The 15,508-nt window shown below is 69.5% G+C and carries 15 protein-coding genes and 1 tRNA gene; 12 read left to right on the forward strand and 4 right to left on the reverse strand.

Going from position 1 to position 15,508, the window contains the following annotated elements; all coding sequences use genetic code 11:
• Nucleotides 1-273: 273 nt before the first annotated feature.
• The 3 genes from ACVN90_RS04005 to ACVN90_RS04015 all read left to right on the forward strand — a co-directional run bounded on the left by ACVN90_RS04005 (nucleotide 274) and on the right by ACVN90_RS04015 (nucleotide 3,170).
• Nucleotides 274-1,170, forward strand: a complete 897-nt coding sequence (locus tag ACVN90_RS04005; RefSeq protein ID WP_475100878.1) for an alpha/beta hydrolase — start codon at nucleotides 274-276, stop codon at nucleotides 1,168-1,170.
• 383 nt (nucleotides 1,171-1,553) lie between these two features.
• Complete coding sequence (locus tag ACVN90_RS04010; protein ID WP_475100879.1) at nucleotides 1,554-2,366, forward strand: M23 family metallopeptidase; 813 nt, start codon at nucleotides 1,554-1,556, stop codon at nucleotides 2,364-2,366.
• Nucleotides 2,367-2,456: 90 nt separating this feature from the next.
• A complete protein-coding gene (locus ACVN90_RS04015; RefSeq protein ID WP_475100880.1) occupies nucleotides 2,457-3,170 on the forward strand; it encodes a head GIN domain-containing protein in 714 nt (237 codons plus the stop codon).
• Between the two features lie 22 nt (nucleotides 3,171-3,192).
• On the opposite strand, the gene ACVN90_RS04020 is transcribed toward ACVN90_RS04015, so the two are convergent.
• A tRNA-Met gene (locus tag ACVN90_RS04020) sits at nucleotides 3,193-3,265 on the reverse strand.
• Nucleotides 3,266-3,452: 187 nt separating this feature from the next.
• Between ACVN90_RS04020 and ACVN90_RS04025 the strand changes: the two genes are divergently transcribed.
• The 5 genes from ACVN90_RS04025 to ACVN90_RS04045 all read left to right on the forward strand — a co-directional run bounded on the left by ACVN90_RS04025 (nucleotide 3,453) and on the right by ACVN90_RS04045 (nucleotide 6,995).
• Nucleotides 3,453-4,277 (forward strand): DUF4397 domain-containing protein, encoded by an 825-nt coding sequence (locus tag ACVN90_RS04025; protein ID WP_475100881.1) that lies wholly within the window; start codon nucleotides 3,453-3,455, stop codon nucleotides 4,275-4,277.
• An 11-nt stretch (nucleotides 4,278-4,288) separates the two neighbouring features.
• Nucleotides 4,289-4,918 carry a class F sortase gene (locus tag ACVN90_RS04030; RefSeq protein WP_475100882.1) on the forward strand — a complete coding sequence of 210 codons (630 nt, stop codon included), beginning with the start codon at nucleotides 4,289-4,291 and terminating at the stop codon, nucleotides 4,916-4,918.
• Between the two features lie 37 nt (nucleotides 4,919-4,955).
• Entirely contained in the window at nucleotides 4,956-5,507 is a 552-nt protein-coding gene (locus tag ACVN90_RS04035; RefSeq protein ID WP_475100883.1) for an RNA polymerase sigma factor, read from the forward strand.
• A complete protein-coding gene (locus ACVN90_RS04040) occupies nucleotides 5,494-6,267 on the forward strand; it encodes an anti-sigma factor (protein WP_475100884.1) in 774 nt (257 codons plus the stop codon). The genes ACVN90_RS04035 and ACVN90_RS04040 overlap by 14 nt, the downstream gene beginning before the upstream one ends.
• Nucleotides 6,268-6,404: 137 nt before the next feature.
• Nucleotides 6,405-6,995, forward strand: coding sequence for a fasciclin domain-containing protein (locus tag ACVN90_RS04045; RefSeq protein ID WP_475100885.1), 591 nt, complete (start codon nucleotides 6,405-6,407; stop codon nucleotides 6,993-6,995).
• A gap of 47 nt (nucleotides 6,996-7,042) precedes the next feature.
• Here ACVN90_RS04045 and ACVN90_RS04050 read toward each other — a convergent pair whose 3' ends face one another.
• Together ACVN90_RS04050 and ACVN90_RS04055 are read right to left on the reverse strand one after the other, a co-directional pair.
• Nucleotides 7,043-7,573: a hypothetical protein gene (locus ACVN90_RS04050; protein WP_475100886.1), complete on the reverse strand. Its 531-nt coding sequence runs from the start codon at nucleotides 7,571-7,573 to the stop codon at nucleotides 7,043-7,045.
• Entirely contained in the window at nucleotides 7,570-7,977 is a 408-nt protein-coding gene (locus ACVN90_RS04055; protein WP_475100887.1) for a DUF4383 domain-containing protein, read from the reverse strand. Before ACVN90_RS04055 ends, ACVN90_RS04050 begins: the two co-directional genes overlap by 4 nt.
• Before the next feature lie 242 nt (nucleotides 7,978-8,219).
• Here ACVN90_RS04055 and ACVN90_RS04060 point away from each other — a divergent pair, with 242 nt between their 5' ends.
• Both ACVN90_RS04060 and ACVN90_RS04065 read left to right on the forward strand, forming a co-directional pair.
• Nucleotides 8,220-9,137, forward strand: coding sequence for a DMT family transporter (locus ACVN90_RS04060; protein WP_475100888.1), 918 nt, complete (start codon nucleotides 8,220-8,222; stop codon nucleotides 9,135-9,137).
• Nucleotides 9,138-9,399: 262 nt separating this feature from the next.
• On the forward strand, nucleotides 9,400-10,191 hold the full coding sequence (locus tag ACVN90_RS04065) for a ZIP family metal transporter (RefSeq protein ID WP_475100889.1): 792 nt from the start codon (nucleotides 9,400-9,402) through the stop codon (nucleotides 10,189-10,191).
• 33 nt (nucleotides 10,192-10,224) lie between these two features.
• On the opposite strand, the gene ACVN90_RS04070 is transcribed toward ACVN90_RS04065, so the two are convergent.
• The gene (locus ACVN90_RS04070) at nucleotides 10,225-13,251 is read right to left on the reverse strand and encodes an alpha-mannosidase (protein WP_475100890.1); all 3,027 of its coding nucleotides are present in this window, start codon (nucleotides 13,249-13,251) and stop codon (nucleotides 10,225-10,227) included.
• Between the two features lie 108 nt (nucleotides 13,252-13,359).
• Between ACVN90_RS04070 and ACVN90_RS04075 the strand changes: the two genes are divergently transcribed.
• Entirely contained in the window at nucleotides 13,360-14,007 is a 648-nt protein-coding gene (locus ACVN90_RS04075; RefSeq protein WP_475100891.1) for a prolyl oligopeptidase family serine peptidase, read from the forward strand.
• Between the two features lie 90 nt (nucleotides 14,008-14,097).
• The gene (locus ACVN90_RS04080) at nucleotides 14,098-15,501 is read left to right on the forward strand and encodes an ABC transporter substrate-binding protein (protein WP_475100892.1); all 1,404 of its coding nucleotides are present in this window, start codon (nucleotides 14,098-14,100) and stop codon (nucleotides 15,499-15,501) included.
• Nucleotides 15,502-15,508 lie beyond the last annotated feature (7 nt).

Here is a 15,508-nt window from a genome sequence, read left to right on the forward strand (position 1 = left end):
AACGTCCAGTCCCCACCGTCCCGGTCTACGTACCTGACGGGGCGCCGACTCTCGATGACGTGCATGCATGTGAAGGAGAATTCCGGGAATCCGGGGATGACACGTGTGCAGGAACACATGGGGGCGTACCTCTTCCTTGGATCGGAGAGGGGCACGTCTCTCGGTGGTGAGTCGACGTTACGGAGGGCTTCCGACATCAGCTGCGACGACGGAGACGGTTGTCTGGACGACGGATGCCTCGTCCCCGGCGGCACCCGTCACTAACCTGGCCGGGTGAGCACGAGTGACGACAGCGGCATCGAGCAGGTGCGCGCGCTCCTCGGATCCAAGCCGCGACCGGTGGGGTGGGCTGAGCGCCGAGCGCGCATCGTCGAGGTCGGGTCGGCCTGGCCTGTGGCCGACGACATCGAGTTCGAGCCGACGGATGCCGGAGGCGTTCCCGCCGAATGGTCGCGAGCTCCCGGAGCCGACACCACGCGCGTCCTGCTCTTCCTTCACGGCGGCGGGTACTGCTCCGGCTCGATCGCGAGCCACCGCACGATGGCGGCCGAGGCGGGCCGCGCTGCGGGAATCCGAACCCTGGCGCTGGAGTACCGCCTTGCGCCGGAGCATCCGTTTCCCGCCGCGCTCACCGACGCGCTCGCCGCGTGGGACTGGCTCACCGCACCGGGGATCGCGCCGGACCAGATCGTCGTCGGCGGCGACAGTGCTGGGGGAGGACTCAGCCTCGCGCTGTGGCAGGAACTCCGTCGGACCAGGCGCGACGGGCCGGCGTGCCTGTGGCTGGTGTCGCCGTGGACCGACCTGACGGTGTCGGGCGCTTCCGTGGACGACAACGGCGCCATCGACCCGCTGCTGCACCGGCCGTACCTGCAAGAGCTCGCCGCGGCGTACGTGCCGCCCAGCGTGGCGCGCGATGACCCGCGGGTCTCACCTCTCTTCGCGGACCTGACCGGACTGCCACCGACGCTTGTCCAGGTCGGCGCCGACGAGACGCTGCTCGACGACTCTCTGCGCTTGGTGCGAGCCGCTGCTCACGCCGAGGCGGATGTGCGCTTGCACGTGCTGCCGCACATGATCCACGCCTTCCCGCTGTGGAACGCCGTGCTCCCGGCGGCGCGCGCCGCGCTCGCCGAGTTCGGCGCCTTCGCACGTCATCACCTCGGGTGAATCGCACGCCGAACGACTTCGGTGACATGTGGCAAGGGCGCGGATGCCGGCCGTGCCGCTGACCCGGGTGACCCTGGCTCGGTATCATCCTGCGCGTGACCGCGCTCTTCGTGGGAGCGGGGCTCGCGGGAAGCCGCGCGGACGGAGGTGCGAGATGGCTCGCGCATACACCGGGGTCTTCCTCCCCGGCAACGCGTGGCCGCCCGAGCCCGCGCGATAGGTGCCGACGAATTGCGGCACGTCGTTCTCGACCGACACCGAGATGGCAGGACTGGGAGAGCTTCACGGCCCGCTGGCACGAGTGGTCGCAGCAGGGCCTGAGGCTGGTCGACACGGCCGGGGCGCAGCATCCGTGCACGGCAAATGCCCTCAATCAAGTCGTCATGCCGACCGGCACCTACAACTACGCCGTCACGGGTCACGCCGACGTGTACCACTGGCCGGTGCAGGACACGACGGGCGCGACGCGGTTCGCGCGGCTGAGCCACCTGATGGCGGTGGAGCCGTTCCTGACCCTGCCGTTCTCCGACACCGATGTGACGCGCAACGGCATCTGGCGCTACGGCGACGGCGGCTGGCACCATGCGGGCGACTACTCGCAGGGCGACGCGACGTTCGAGGTCAAGGCTTCCGCCGCGGGTGAGGTCGTCTACGTGGGCTGGGACCAGTGGTCGGGCAACACGGTCATCCTCAGCCACGACGTAAATGGTCGTGCCGACGCGTACCGCACCATCTACATGCACCTGCGCGACGGCGCTGATCACGACGCGGATGCCGCGTGGAACGACACGATGACGGCCACCTGGATCAAGGCATCCGATCTCGCCGACTACAAGACGCATCTGCTCGACACGGGCAACACGAAGGATCCCGCGACCCGGAACCTGGATGCCGCGCACTGGGGCACGAACGCGCAGGCGATCCCCGTCTCGGTCGGTCAGCAGGTCTCCCGCGGGCAGCGGATCGCGTGGGCCGGCAACACGGGTCCGGGCGGGAAGAAGGGGAGCGGCGGCCCCAACACCCACCTGCACATCTTCTGGGCGCGGCGCGACACCGACGGGCAGTTCTACTTCTTCGACCCCTACGGCGTGTACTCGACGCCCGACAACTACGCCGCCGGCGTGACCGACGCGACGACCGGGCCGTGCGTGCGCTACCCGGTCGGGTGGAAGGGCGGGAAGCCGCAGTACCCGTAGGCCTAATGCCGTGCGGGGAGGTGGGTGGTGCGAGAGCGCTTGTGCTCGGATCATGGTGACGAGAGATGGGGCCCGGGGAAGGGGTTACCGATGAAGGAGAACGGATGCCGGGTGCCCGGCGCTCTTGTCGTCGCGGCAGCGGTCTTCGCGCTTTCGGGATGCTCACTGATGATCCCCGTCGGGCCGATGGCCTCCGAGGAGCGGGAGATCGGCGAGGTGATGCGCGTCGTCCTCGACACGTCGGGGAATCTCGTCGTTTCAGAGGGGGAGCCGGCGCTCACCGTGCACGCGCCTGAGGGAGTGATCGAACGTCTCACGTCCGACGTGGACGGCGACACGCTCGTGCTGGCGGCCGAGCCGGGCTTCACGATGGGGTTCGGTGAGGTGCGCTACGACCTGACACTGCCGCAGCTCGAGATGATCGAGCTGAACGGCTCAGGCGATGTCGAGGCGACGGTGTCGTCCGACGGCACCGTGCGGCTCGACATCGACGGCTCGGGCGACGTCGACTGGTCGGGCCTCGCGGGCGATCGCGTCGAAGTGCGCCTCTCGGGGTCCGGCGACGTCGAGCTGGCGGGCTCTGCAACTGAGTTCACGGTCGACCTGGAGGGCAGCGGGCACATCGACGCCGAGGAGCTCGAGGCGCAGGACGCCGTCGTCAACCTCTCCGGATCGGGTGAGGTCGACGTCTCGGCGAGCGACAACCTCGCCGTCGACCTTTCGGGCAGCGGTCGGGTGACGTACTCCGGTGACCCGAGTACCGACGTCCGGGTGTCGGGGTCGGGAGACGTTGTGCGCCGCTGAGGCGGCGACGCCCTTCATGTAGACGCGACGGCGGGAGTCGAACCCGCAACGCTGCCGGGTATGAACCGGAGCCCGGGACCGCCCGGATCGCCGCGATGACCCCACGCTAGACGCCCGGCGCATGGATCGCCTGTGAGTGTCTGAGCGTGTCTGGCGATGACGCGATGTGACGACACACCCTGACGCCCGACGAACCCCGTGGCCCCTGCATCCGAACGCCCCCGCCCACAGGAACAACTCTTCACACGGCGGCGATGAGCCGCTCGGAGAAGGAGGAACACGATGCGAAAGAAGGTTCTCGCGGGAATCGCCGTCGGCATTCTCGCCGCGCTCTGCGTGGGCGTTCCCGCAGGCGCAGCCACCAACGACAACGCCGTGCTCTCGGTGCTGCACGGCATCCCTGACACGCCAGTCGACGTCTACGTCAACGGCGACCTCACGCTCGACGACTTCCAGCCCGGCGACCTGGCGGGTCCTCTGGATCTGCCCGCCGGCGCCTATGAGGTCGCGCTGACCGCGCCCGACGCGACCGACGCCAGCTCGCCCGTGCTCGGCCCGGCGACGCTGACACTCGAGGCCGGCATGAACTACACGGCGGTCGCCCATCTCAACGAGTCTGGCGCCCCGGCACTCACTCCGTTCGTCAACGACACGTCACCGGTCGGTGCCGGCGAAGGCCGCCTCACCGTGCGGCACGTCGCTGCCGCGCCCGCGGTCGATGTGCTCGCGGGCGGAACGGCCGTGACCCAGGGGCTCGCCAACCCCGACGAGGCGTCGCTCAACCTCCCCGCTGGAACGATCGAGGCCTCCGTGGCCGCGGCGGGAACGACCGATCCCGTGCTCGGCCCGGCACCTGTCGACGTGCAGGAGGGCGTGCTCACCATCGCGTACGCGTGGGGGAGCCTCGAGGACGACAACCTCGCGCTCGCGGTCCAGACGGTCACGGGTCTGCACTCGGCGCCGGATGGCGTGAACTCCGGCACCGGCGGTCAGTTCGCGCAGCATGACATGTTCCAGCAGTGGATGTGGGCGGTCGGCGGACTCGTCGGTGCGGCAGCGGTCGCGGCATCCACTCTCATCATCGCGCGCGGTCGGGCGCAGCTCTGAACAAACACAACATGGGCAGGGCGGTCGCAGGAGTCGGAGCATCTCTTGCGATCGCCTTCGCGCTGACGGCGTGCGGCTCACCCCCAGGGGCCGCCCCGTCGGCACCGGCACCCTCTGCGACGGCGTCGGCGCTCCCCACGCCCGCTGTCGAGGTGCCGGTCGCGGCGGCCACCCCGTCTGCCGCTCGGCGGCCCGTTCCGCCGGTGAGGGTGGTCGCCGCCTCCATCGATGTCGATGTGCCCGTGGTGCCGGTCGGCGTCGAGGCGGGCGGCTTCATGGAGCTCCCGGTCGACCCCGCGATCGGCGGGTGGTACCGGTTCGGGGCCGACCCCGCGGCATCCGACGGCAATGTCGTGATCTCGGCGCACATCGATGCGCCGGAGCATCCGATCGGCCCGTTCAGCCGGCTCCGCGACCTCGCCGTCGGGGAAGTGGTGGAAGTGACGGATGCCGCGGGCGACGTGCGCAGGTACGCGGTGCAGAGCGTCACCTACTACCCGAAGGCCGAGCTGCCGGTCGACGAGCTGTTCGCCCGATCGGGCACGCGAAGCCTCGTGCTGATCACGTGCGGTGGGCAGTTCGACTCCCGCACCGGCCGGTACGCGGATAACGTGGTCGCCATCGCGACCCCGATCGAGTGAGCCGGCGAAGGCGCCGGACGAGCAGAGGGGAACCAGCGTGGACGACGAGGAAGAGCGCGAGCTGTGCGGCCGTTTCGCCGCCGGTGACGAGCGCGCCCTCGAGCAGATCTACCGGCGATGGTCGCCCATCGTGTTCACGCTGGCGCTGCGCGTGCTCGGCGACCGAGGGGATGCCGAGGACGTGACGCAGAAGACGTTCGTCTCGGCGTGGACCTCGCGGGCGTCGTACGACCCGGCAAAGGGCCGGCTGTCGACCTGGCTCGTCACGATCACCCGCCGCCGCATCGCCGACACGCTCGATGCGCGGCGGCGTGTACGCGAGCTGCAGGAGAAGCTGCAGCGATTCGCCGTCACCGAAGCGCCGAACGCGGTCGAGCTGGACCTCGGGGACCGGCTGCTGCTCGCCGACGAGATCGACCGCCTCGAGCCCGACGCGCAGCGCGTGGTGCGGCTGGCGTTCTACGACGACCTCACCCACCAGCAGATCGCCACGCGCCTCGACATGCCGCTGGGTACCGTGAAGAGTCACATCCGCCGAAGTCTCACCCGCCTGCGCGACCGATTGGAGGTGTCTCATGTCGCACCTTGATCCCGAGCGTCTTGCGCTGGTCGCCGTCGGAGAAGAAATGACGGATGCTGAGCACGACCACCTCGCGACGTGCGACGTCTGCTCTCTTGAACTCGCGGAGCTTGAGCACACCGTCGCGGTCGGCCGGTCCACCGTGACGCTGGGCGAACTCGAGACGCCGCCGGAGCGCGTCTGGGACCGCATTCTCGACGAGGTCCGGTCGCAGCCGGCGGCGGCGGCCGGGGCCGCTCCTGTGGTTGCGCCGCAGCCGGCGGCGGCGGCCGGGGCCGCTCCTGTGGTTGCGTCGCAGCCGGCGGGGGAGGACCAGCCGGAACCACGGGGCAGGCGGCGGGGCGGACGGATGCTGTTCGCCTTGGCCGCGAGCATCGCCGCCGTCCTTGCGGTCGTCGGCGTGTGGAACCTCGTCAGAGCGCCGCAGTCCGTGGAGATCGCGTCGGCCACCTTGGCCGCGTTCCCCGCCCACCCCGACGCCGCAGGCACGGCGCTGGTGACCGAGATGTCGGACGGGGAGCGCACGCTGACGGTGACCCTTGACGACGCCGACGACGGTGACGGCTTCCGCGAGGTCTGGCTCATCACCGCGGACGCGTCGGCGCTCGTGAGCCTCGGCGAGCTCGAAGGCACGGAGGGGACGTTCGTCGTGCCCACCGACGTCGATCTGCGCGACTACGTGCTGGTCGACATCTCGCAGGAGCCCCTCGACGGTGATCCCACCCACTCCGGCGATTCGATCGTGCGCGGAGAGCTCGAGTTCACCTGACCCGGTGCGGGTCGGGTGCGGTCTTCGTGGACAACGGAGTTCGGCCCGCTGCATCCAACTCCGCAGTTTCGAGCGAATACCCCTACGGCACCCTCCGTTCGGAGCGTGCCGGGCATCGCATCGAAGGAGATCGGACCATGAAGAAGTCTCGCCTGGCCGTCGCGGCGGTCGCCGCCCTGGCTCTCGTGTTCACCGCCACGCCCGCCCAGGCTCACGGCGGCTCGGCCCCCACCGGCACGATCGTGGACGTCGCGGTCGCAGCATCCGGCGGCGGCACACCCGACAGCAACCCGTGGGACTACGACATCCTCGTCCAGGCCGTGCTCGCCACCGGGCTCGACGGCGCGCTCGCCGACACGAGCCAGACCTACACGGTGTTCGCACCGAACGATCGCGCCTTCCTGCGGCTCGTGACCGACCTCACGGGATCGGAACCGGCCAGCGAGGCTGACGCGCTGTCGGCGATCGTCTCGACGTTCAGCGTCGAGCAGATCTCGAACATCCTGCTGTACCACGTCGTCGCAGGCCAGAAGCTCGGCCCGGTGAAGGTCCTCACGGCCCGCTCCCTCACCATGGCCAACGGGGGCATTGTCGAACCGCGGGGGATCAACCTGCGCGATGAGACACCTGCGCTCCGCGACCCGCGGCTCGTGTTCTGGGCGATCAACATCCCCGCGACCAACGGGGTGATCCACACGATCGACCGCGTCCTCGTTCCCGCGTCCTAAGCTCCGGCCGACGTTGACGACCGCGGCAACGGCGGTGGCAGCATCCGTCAATGCCCGTCGTGCGTGACGACGGGAAGCACGGTGCCGTCGGCGTCGAGGAGCGCGGCGCCCTGGCAGACGCCGAGCGCAGGCACCACGAGCACGGTGACGAGCGCAGCCGCGGCGAACAGACCCCACAGATTGGAACGGGGAGATGGATGCCGCGTGCCTCGCACGATCCCGCAGGCCACAGCGACGCCGAGCCCGAGTTCGAGAGCGACCGCGAGGATGCTCGCCCGGCCCGGCGCGGTCGAGAGCAACGCCACCGCGACCCCCATCCCGACGAACACGGCGGCGACGGCAGCCCGCGGCGCCGGCGTCCGGTTGACGTAGAGGCTCGCGGCTCCCCACGCCAGGGCGCCCAGCCCGACCGCAACCGACAGTCCGCCGAGCGCCCGCGAGAGGGTGTCGGCCTGCACGCCCACGATCGCGGCAGCACCGAGCGCGACCGCGACGAGCCCGTAACCCCACGCGGCGACCGAAACCCACGACGGGGCGCGGCTGATGCGCCCCGTCGTGGTCCCCCCGATCTTGGTCACGCGGTGGCGACTCGCGGCGCCCGCTCGGCGGCCAGGCCGACACCGAGCAGCACGATCGCACTTGCGAGGTGCAGGAAGTGGTCGGGCGCGTTGAGCGCGAGGATGTTCGCCGGCGTGCCGACGAGGAAGAAGCCGACCACACCCAGCAGCAGGTACGCGGCGCCCACCGTGATGTTCACGATCTTGGCCCAGCGCGCACCGGCGATGCCGGCGATCAACAGCGCTCCGCCGATGAGCAGATGCGCGACGTTGTGCAGCGGATTGACCTCGAAGATGCCCAGGAGCAGCCCGCCCTCGGTCGCGATGAAGCTGATCGGACCGGTGACGAAGAACCCGAGAAGGCCGACGACGAGGTAGACGGCGCCGAAGACCGTGGCGACGATGCGATTCGGTGACGAGCCCATGAGAGACCTCTCTTTCCCAGCGGCGATCTGCCGTGCTGTGAGAGTTCTTCGGGGCGGGTGAGGAATCGGATGGGATGCCGCGGGGTGGGGTCGCTCGTTGGTCCGGGGCGTTTCGACTCGCTTCGCTCGCTCAACGAGCGGGGCGAGGGAGCGAGGGCGGAGTTCGTGCTCTGAACGCAGGCGCCGCCGACCTTCGTCGCGCGCGCTGTGTAGCGTGAAGACCACTGCCGAGAGGGGGACCGGTGCCGTCGACCATCGCTTCGTTCCCCGTGCTGGGTATCGTCCTGGCCATCGCCTCGGCGGCCGCGCTGGCGCTCGGCAACATGATGCAGGCGCGCGGCGTGCGACGCGGCGTCACCGAATCCTTCGGGGCGAGGCAGTTCTTCGCGCTGCTGCGCAACGGGCCCTGGGTGATCGGTGCGCTGCTGATCGGGGGCGCGGTTCTGCTGCAGCTGGCGAGCCTCACGTTCGCACCGCTCATCGTGGTGCAACCGGTCGGGGTCGTCGCCCTCGTCTTCGCTTCGCTGCTCACGGCCCGCGCGACACACCGGAAGCCGTCGCGCAGGGAGATGCGTGCCATCGCGACCAGCGTCATCGGAGTCGGGGCTTTCGTCACCGTCGCCGCGCTGGTGAGCACCCAGCGCACCATCGAGGATCGCCAGCTCGTCGCCATCCTGGTGGCGCTGGCCGTCGTGCTCTGCGTCGCGATCGTCGTCGCCGTCGTGTCGCGTGGACGCGACCTGCCCGCGGTGCTGACCGTGATCGCCGCCGGCGTGTTCTCGGGTTTCGTCGCGACGCTCGGCAAGACGGTGATCCTGCGCGTGCAGACGGTACTCCTCCATCAGGACTTCAGCTTCGACTCCTCGAATCTGCTGACCCTGGCGTGCCTGATCGGGATCGCGGTCTCCGGCGGTCTGTCGATCTACCTGGTGCAGCGCGCGCACACCGTCAACTCCCCCGAAGTCGTCGTCGGCGGGCTCACGGTCATCGATCCCTTCGTCGCCGTGGTGCTCGGGATCACCATCCTCGGTGAGGCGATGGGTGCGCCGGTGTGGTCGCTGCTCGTGCTGGCGGCTGCCGGCGCTGTGGCGGTGTGGGGCGTGATCGATCTCGCCCGGGAGCAGCAGACACGGGCGAGCGACGCTTCGGTCGGGAGCTGACGGGGAAAGGATGCTGCGGGGGCGGGGTTGCTCGCCGGCTCGAGCGTTTCGACTCACCCTCGCTCGCTCAACGAGCGAGGGTGAGGGGGAAGCGAACCGCAGCAGGTTCGGGCGTGAGGGCACAGCGGCGCCTCCAGCGTGAAGTCGTGGGCGGCATCGGACCGGGAAGCCTGACGCGTGTCAACCGCCTTGCCGGCCGGCGATCTCGGCGGAATCCTCGACCCATCCCGCACACCGCTGTTGTGCCCTGGAGGAGGCTCGCGTGGGAACCATCGTTCTGTTCGGAATCGTGGCATCCGTCCCGCTCATCATCGGCGCCGCGATCGGTGCGCGATTCCAGCTGCCCAAACGTCTGCTCGCGGTGCTGCTCTCGTTCGCGGCCGGCGCCCTTATCACGGCGCTGTCGTTCGAGCTCTTCGAGGATGCGTACGAGGCGGGCGGGATCTGGATCGCGGCAACCGGCCTCTTCGTGGGCGCAGCCGTCTTCACGGGCTTGAGCGCGCTGCTCGACCGGTGGGCGCAGGCCGGCTCCCGCACCAAGGCAGCGGACGAGTACCGCGGAAGTGCCAAACTCGACACCGACGCGGCCGCTGCCGAGAAGGCGCCCAGCGCCGCGAGCACGCGGGGAGCTGCCGGACTCGCGCTGCTTGCCGCCGTCACGCTCGACGGCGTGCCCGAGAACCTCGCACTCGGCATCGCGCTCACCGAGGAGAGCGGCGGTATCGCGCTGCTCGCGGCGATCTTCGCCTCGAACCTGCCCGAATCCCTGGTGGGAGCGGCCTCGATGCGCGAGCAGGGCCGATCCACCGCCCAGATCATCGGGCTGTGGTCGGCCTGCGCAGTGCTGCTCACCGCCGCCGTCGTCGCAGGAGCCGTGTTTCTTCCCGACCAGGGTCCGACGGTGATCTCGCTGCCGTTGGCGTTCGCCGCCGGCGCCGTGATCGCCTCGCTCGCCGACACGCTGATGCCCGAAGCCTACGAGCACGGCGGTCCTGCGGTTGCTCTCAGCACGGCCGCCGGATTCGTCCTCTCATTCGTCCTGTCCTTGGGCTGAGCGCCATCGAGCGCGTCGGGGACGAGGTCGAGGTCAGTCGTGTCCGGTCGAACACCGGTAGCGGAGCGTGACGATCTCGAAGGGCCGCAGCTCGAGTGTGGTGGACGATGCATTGTGAGTCTCCCCGGTCGCCCGCTCGAGCAGGTCGGTGCGTTCACAGCCCACTGCATCGAACAACGCCGTCACCGAGACCGATCCGCGCCCGCCGACCGACTCGTAGAGCCGGAGGATGACGTCGCCGGACTCGTCGTCAGCCAGCTTCACGGTCTCGGCGAAGACGGTCTCACTGCGAACGTCGAAGAGAGCCGAGGCGGCGTGATCACCGACGACGCGTCGCATGGGCCGGTTGAGCCGGTATCCCTCGGCGACGGCATCCCTGATGCCGGCATTCGGCCGCAACGCGACCCGCAGGGAGTGCGTGCCCTGGTCGGCAACGGGGTCGGGGTAGCGGGGCGCGCGGATGAGCGACGTGCCCAGCGTGGTGGTTCGTCCGCCCCCGGTCCGTGGCGTGCGGCGGGCGTCGTGCCCGTAAGTGGAGTCGTTCGCCACCGCCATGCCGTAGCCCGGCTCGCCGACGTGAACCCAGCGATGCGCGCAGAACTCGAAGCGCGCGGCCTCCCATGACGTGTTCTCGTGTGTGACGCGGTGCACGTGACCGAACTGCGTCTCCGCGGCGGTGACATCGGCGTGCACGTCGATGTCGACATAGAGCTTGAGCAGCTTCTGGCTTTCGTGCCAGTCGATGACGAGCTCGAGGTCGATGGCGGGGGCGCCCGGCGAGAATGCCAGCCGCTGGGTGACGCGCGACGCGCCGAAGCAGCGGTCCACGACGACCGTCACCGTTCCGTCGTCGCCCGTCACCACGTCCAGCGACGCGGGGGCGCCGGTGTCGAGCGGAGTGGCGTTGCGGCGGTAGTGGTCGTCGATGTCCCAGGCGTCCCATTCGGTGGGCGTATCCCGGTGCAGCACCAGCCGGTTCGCGGCGCCGCCGGGAGCCACCGCCTCGCGGCCCGAGACCGCATCGATCAGCGAGATGATGAGACCACGCTCGTCGATCACGGCTCGGAGCGCCCCGTTGCCGATCACCAGGCAGCCGTCGTCGCGGCGCTCCCACGTCGTCGGATCTCCGGCCGGGTCTGGCGTGCCGATGGCGAACGCATCGACGCCGCGACCCGGCAGGGGCATCGGGTTGGCGACGAACGTCGTCGACCCGGATCCGACCAGGGCTGCCACACTTCCGTCGATGATCGCGGTCAGCGCGTCGCGGATCCGCGCGTGGTCGCGCTCGGCCTCGCGATGGACCCAGGCGATCGAGCTGCCCGGCAGGATGTCGTGGAACTGCAGCAGCAGCACGTTCTCCCACGCCCGTCGCAGCTCGTCGTACGGGTACGGCTCCCCCGTGTGAATCGTAGCGGTCGCCGACCAGAGCTCCGCCTCGTGCAGCAGCTGTTCGCTGCGCCGGTTGCCCTGCTTGGTGCGCAGCTGCGAGGTGTAGGTGCCCCGGTGCAGTTCGAGGTACATCTCACCTGCCCAGACCGGGGCGTCCGGGTACTCGGCCTCGGCGCGCGTGAAGAATCGGTGCGGCGCGGCGATCTCCACACGGGGCAGGCCCTCGAGGTCCCGTGACCGCTCGGCCGCGGCGAGCATCTCGCGCGTCGGTCCGCCGCCGCCGTCGCCGAATCCGAACGGCACCAGCGAGGTCGTGGCGGCACCGGCATCCTTGAAGTTCCGCTCGGTGTGCAGCAGCTCGGCGGGAGTCAGCTCGGAGTTGTACGTGTCGGCCGGCGGCAGATGGGTGAACACGCGTGTGCCGTCGAGGCCCTCCCACCAGAACGTGTGGTGCGGCAGCCTGTTCACCTGACTCCACGACAGCTTCTGAGTCAGGAACCAGCGGTTTCCCGTTCCACGGACGATCTGCGGCAGCGCCGCCGAGTAGCCGAACGAGTCCGGGAGCCAGACCTCCTGGGTCTCGATCCCGAATCGCTCGCGGAAGAACCGCTTGCCGTGGAGGAACTGCCGGATCATCGACTCGCCGGCCGGCATGTTGGTGTCGGACTCGACCCACATGCCGCCGACGGGCACGAACCTGCCCGCCTGCACCTGCTCGCGTACACGCTCGAACAGTGCGGGGTGGTGCTCCTCGAGCCACGCATACTGCTGTGCGGAAGAAGCGGCGAAGACGAACTCCGGATGCTGCCGCATGAGCTCCAGCGCATTCGCGAATGTCCGCGCGACCTTGCGGATCGTCTCGCGGGTGGGCCACAGCCATGCGGAATCGATGTGCGCGTGACCGACCGCGACGATGCGGTGGCTGGACGCGTGGGCGGGGGAGGCGAGGAGGGGCGCGATCGACGCACGGGCGAGCTCCGCCGTGCCCGCGACGTCGTCAGGATCGACCATGTCGAGCATGCGCTCGAGCCCACGGACGATGGTGTGGTGGCGGGGGGAGTCCAGGGAGAGCTCCTGCAGCAGGCCGCTCAGCAGCTGTACGTCCTGGAGCAGCTCCCACGCAGTCTCATCACGCCTGACGAAGCCGACGGCACCGAGCCGGTACAGCGGATCGCCGCCCGAGGTCAGCTTGTCGCCCAGCGCCGTCTCCGCGAACGTCCATTCGCCGGCCACGTCCGGATTGGCGGCCGCTTCGATGTAGAGCGTCAGATCGCCTGCGTCGGCGACATCCAATGGAAGGTGGTGGCTGCGCGGCGACACCGCCTTGAGGATGCTGCCGTCCGGGCGGAACGCCAGGCCCTCGACCTGGAACCCCGGGCGATCGGCCGTGAACCCGAGATCGCAGACGATCTCGGTGTGCTGCGGGCTCCACCCCTCGGGCAGGCGCCCCGACAGCCGGAACCAGGTCGAGCTCCAGGCGCGGCCCCACGTCCATCCCGCCGGTGTCGGTTCGTAGTCGCGCGCGACGGCCTGTGCGAACGGCACTGGTTCGTCGGGTACGGACCAATGCTCGACGCGCAGCGGCCGGAAGTCCGAGTGCACGGCCGGCTCGAGTCGTTCCCTGATGAACCTTCGCAGGCGTGCCTGAACATGCGACCGGTCGTCGTGCACCTTTGCTCCTCGCTGCAGGGGCGTCCGCATTCGATGCATCGGAGTTGCCCGCCGACGAGCGTACATGCAACGCTGTGTTGCAACAACCGGTTTCAAAGGTGTCACATGATGATCAGAGCCCTCGTTCTCCCCGGCGGCAGCTACCGCCGCCATGCGCCCCACGAGGCGGAGCCCGTCGCCGCCTGGCTCCGCGGTCTCGGGATCGAAGCCGACATCCTGCGGTACCCGGTGGGGATGGCGCACCCCGCGGCGCATGATGCGATCGGCGCCCGCATCGCGCGGCTGCGCGCCGGCGGTGCCGATCGGGTGCTGCTCGTGGGATTCTCCGCCGGGGGGCATGCAGCGGGTTTGGCCGCTCTCCGTCCGATCAGGCCGGCCGCACGCGTCGACGGGCTGGTGCTGGGGTACCCGGTGGTGTCGCTCGAAAAGCACTCTCATCAGGGATCGAGCGAGGTCCTGCTCGGTGGTGAAGACACGGCGGAGCGCCGGGCGGCGCTTTCGCTCGAGTCGCTTGTCACCGCCGCTGCGCCGGCATCCTTCCTGTTCCACTCGTTCGACGATCAGAAGGTTCCGGTCGAGCACTCGCTGCTCCTTTCGGCGGCGATGCAGCGCGCCGCGGTCCCGCACGAGCTTCATCTGTACCCTCTTGGCGGGCACGGCTGCGGCCTCGGAGGCGACCTCGTGCCGTGGACCGGCGCCTGCGCCTCGTGGCTGGAGCGAGAGGGCTGGCTGCAGAACGCCTTGATCCCGACTTGACATCGGAACGCATTGCGGCAAGAGTGATGAAACCGGTTGAGATTGCGTTTGATCGGAACTGCACGCCGAACTACGAAGGAGTAGAGACAGATGACACAGCAGCGCTGGGTCCGCGTGGGCGGGCTCGTCACGGGCATCGCCGTCACGGGACTGCTCGTGAGCGGGTGCGCGGGCGGCACTCCCGCGTCGACGCCGTCGGCTGAGGCGGTGACGTGCGATCCCGACGCCGATGTGACCATCACGTTGGGTGAGCGCCCGACCGCGGACCAGGCGGCGAATCTCGAGGCCTGGGAGAACGCGGTCGCGACGTTCGAGGAAGAACACCCCAACATCACGATCGACGACGAAGAGACGAAGTACGACGTCGCTACGTTCCCCGCACTGCTCGTCGGCGGAACCCTGCCGACGACCCTCCAGGTGCCGTTCACCGACATCCAGTCACTGATCGAGCGCGGTCAAGCGGCCGACATCACGGCCTACGTCGACAACGACGACGTGCTCAGCCAGCTGAACCCGCAGCTGAAGGCCGTGACGGAGGACGCCGACGGCCACACCTACGGGGTCGTGCGGGCGGCGTACACGATGGGCCTCATCTACGACCGCGCCCTCTTCACCGAGGCCGGTCTCGATCCCGACGCACCGCCGTCGACGTGGGACGAGGTGCTGGACGCCGCCGCCACGATCTCGGAGGAGACCGGGCAGACCGGCTTCATCATCCCGACCACCGCCAACACCGGGGGCTGGCTGTTGACGTCGATGTCGTACTCGAACGGCGACCTCGTCCAAGAGGTCGACGGCGACACCGCGACTGTCACGCTCGACACCCCCGGCATGGAGGCCAGTCTGCAGTTCCTGCACGATGTGCGGTGGGAGGAGGAGGCCGCCGGGGCCAACTTCCTCTACGACAACAACGCCATCCGTGACGACATCGCCGCCGGCACGATCGGCCAGAGCCTCAACGGGGCGAACCTGTACAACAGCCTCGTCATCGGGCGGGGCATGCCGAAGGAGGACTTCGGGCTCGCGCCGTTCCCGACGGGCGACGATCCGCTGGGCGTGCTCGGTGGCGGCAACATCCAGTGGTTCAACCCGAAGGCCACCCCCGACCAGCTCTGCGCAGCGCTGGAGTGGACGAAGTTCTACTTCCTGAACCGCTACGTCGACGAAGAGGCGGCGATCACGTGGGCTGAGGCCCAGGTCGCCGACGACCTGCCGGTCGGCCAGCCCGAAGTGCCCGTGGTCTCCGACGAGCAGTACGAGGCGTACTTCGGCTGGATCGAGCCGTACATCAACGTTCCCCGCGAGAACTACACCGCGTATCTCGACAGCCTCGCGACGGCGACGATCGTGCCCGAGCCGGCCAAGAAGGCGCAGGAGCTGTACGCCGCGCTCGACCCGGTGGTGCAGGCGGTGCTCACGCGCGAAGACGCCGACATCTCCGAGCTGCTGACGTCGGCGCAGACGCAGGTCCAGGACCTGATCGACGCCGAATGACCCGATC

This window comes from Microbacterium sp. F01 (assembly GCF_056156365.1).

What these genes read in the sequence shown, in the direction of transcription:
- ACVN90_RS04010 (WP_475100879.1), top strand. Translation starts at nt 1,554, where the DNA reads ATGCCGACCGGCACCTACAACTACGCCGTCACGGGTCACGCCGACGTG.
- ACVN90_RS04015 (WP_475100880.1), top strand. Translation starts at nt 2,457, where the DNA reads ATGAAGGAGAACGGATGCCGGGTGCCCGGCGCTCTTGTCGTCGCGGCA.
- ACVN90_RS04025 (WP_475100881.1), top strand. Translation starts at nt 3,453, where the DNA reads ATGCGAAAGAAGGTTCTCGCGGGAATCGCCGTCGGCATTCTCGCCGCG.
- ACVN90_RS04030 (WP_475100882.1), top strand. Translation starts at nt 4,289, where the DNA reads ATGGGCAGGGCGGTCGCAGGAGTCGGAGCATCTCTTGCGATCGCCTTC.
- ACVN90_RS04040 (WP_475100884.1), top strand. Translation starts at nt 5,494, where the DNA reads ATGTCGCACCTTGATCCCGAGCGTCTTGCGCTGGTCGCCGTCGGAGAA.
- ACVN90_RS04045 (WP_475100885.1), top strand. Translation starts at nt 6,405, where the DNA reads ATGAAGAAGTCTCGCCTGGCCGTCGCGGCGGTCGCCGCCCTGGCTCTC.
- ACVN90_RS04055 (WP_475100887.1), bottom strand. Translation starts at nt 7,977, where the DNA reads ATGGGCTCGTCACCGAATCGCATCGTCGCCACGGTCTTCGGCGCCGTC.
- ACVN90_RS04075 (WP_475100891.1), top strand. Translation starts at nt 13,360, where the DNA reads ATGATCAGAGCCCTCGTTCTCCCCGGCGGCAGCTACCGCCGCCATGCG.
- ACVN90_RS04080 (WP_475100892.1), top strand. Translation starts at nt 14,098, where the DNA reads ATGACACAGCAGCGCTGGGTCCGCGTGGGCGGGCTCGTCACGGGCATC.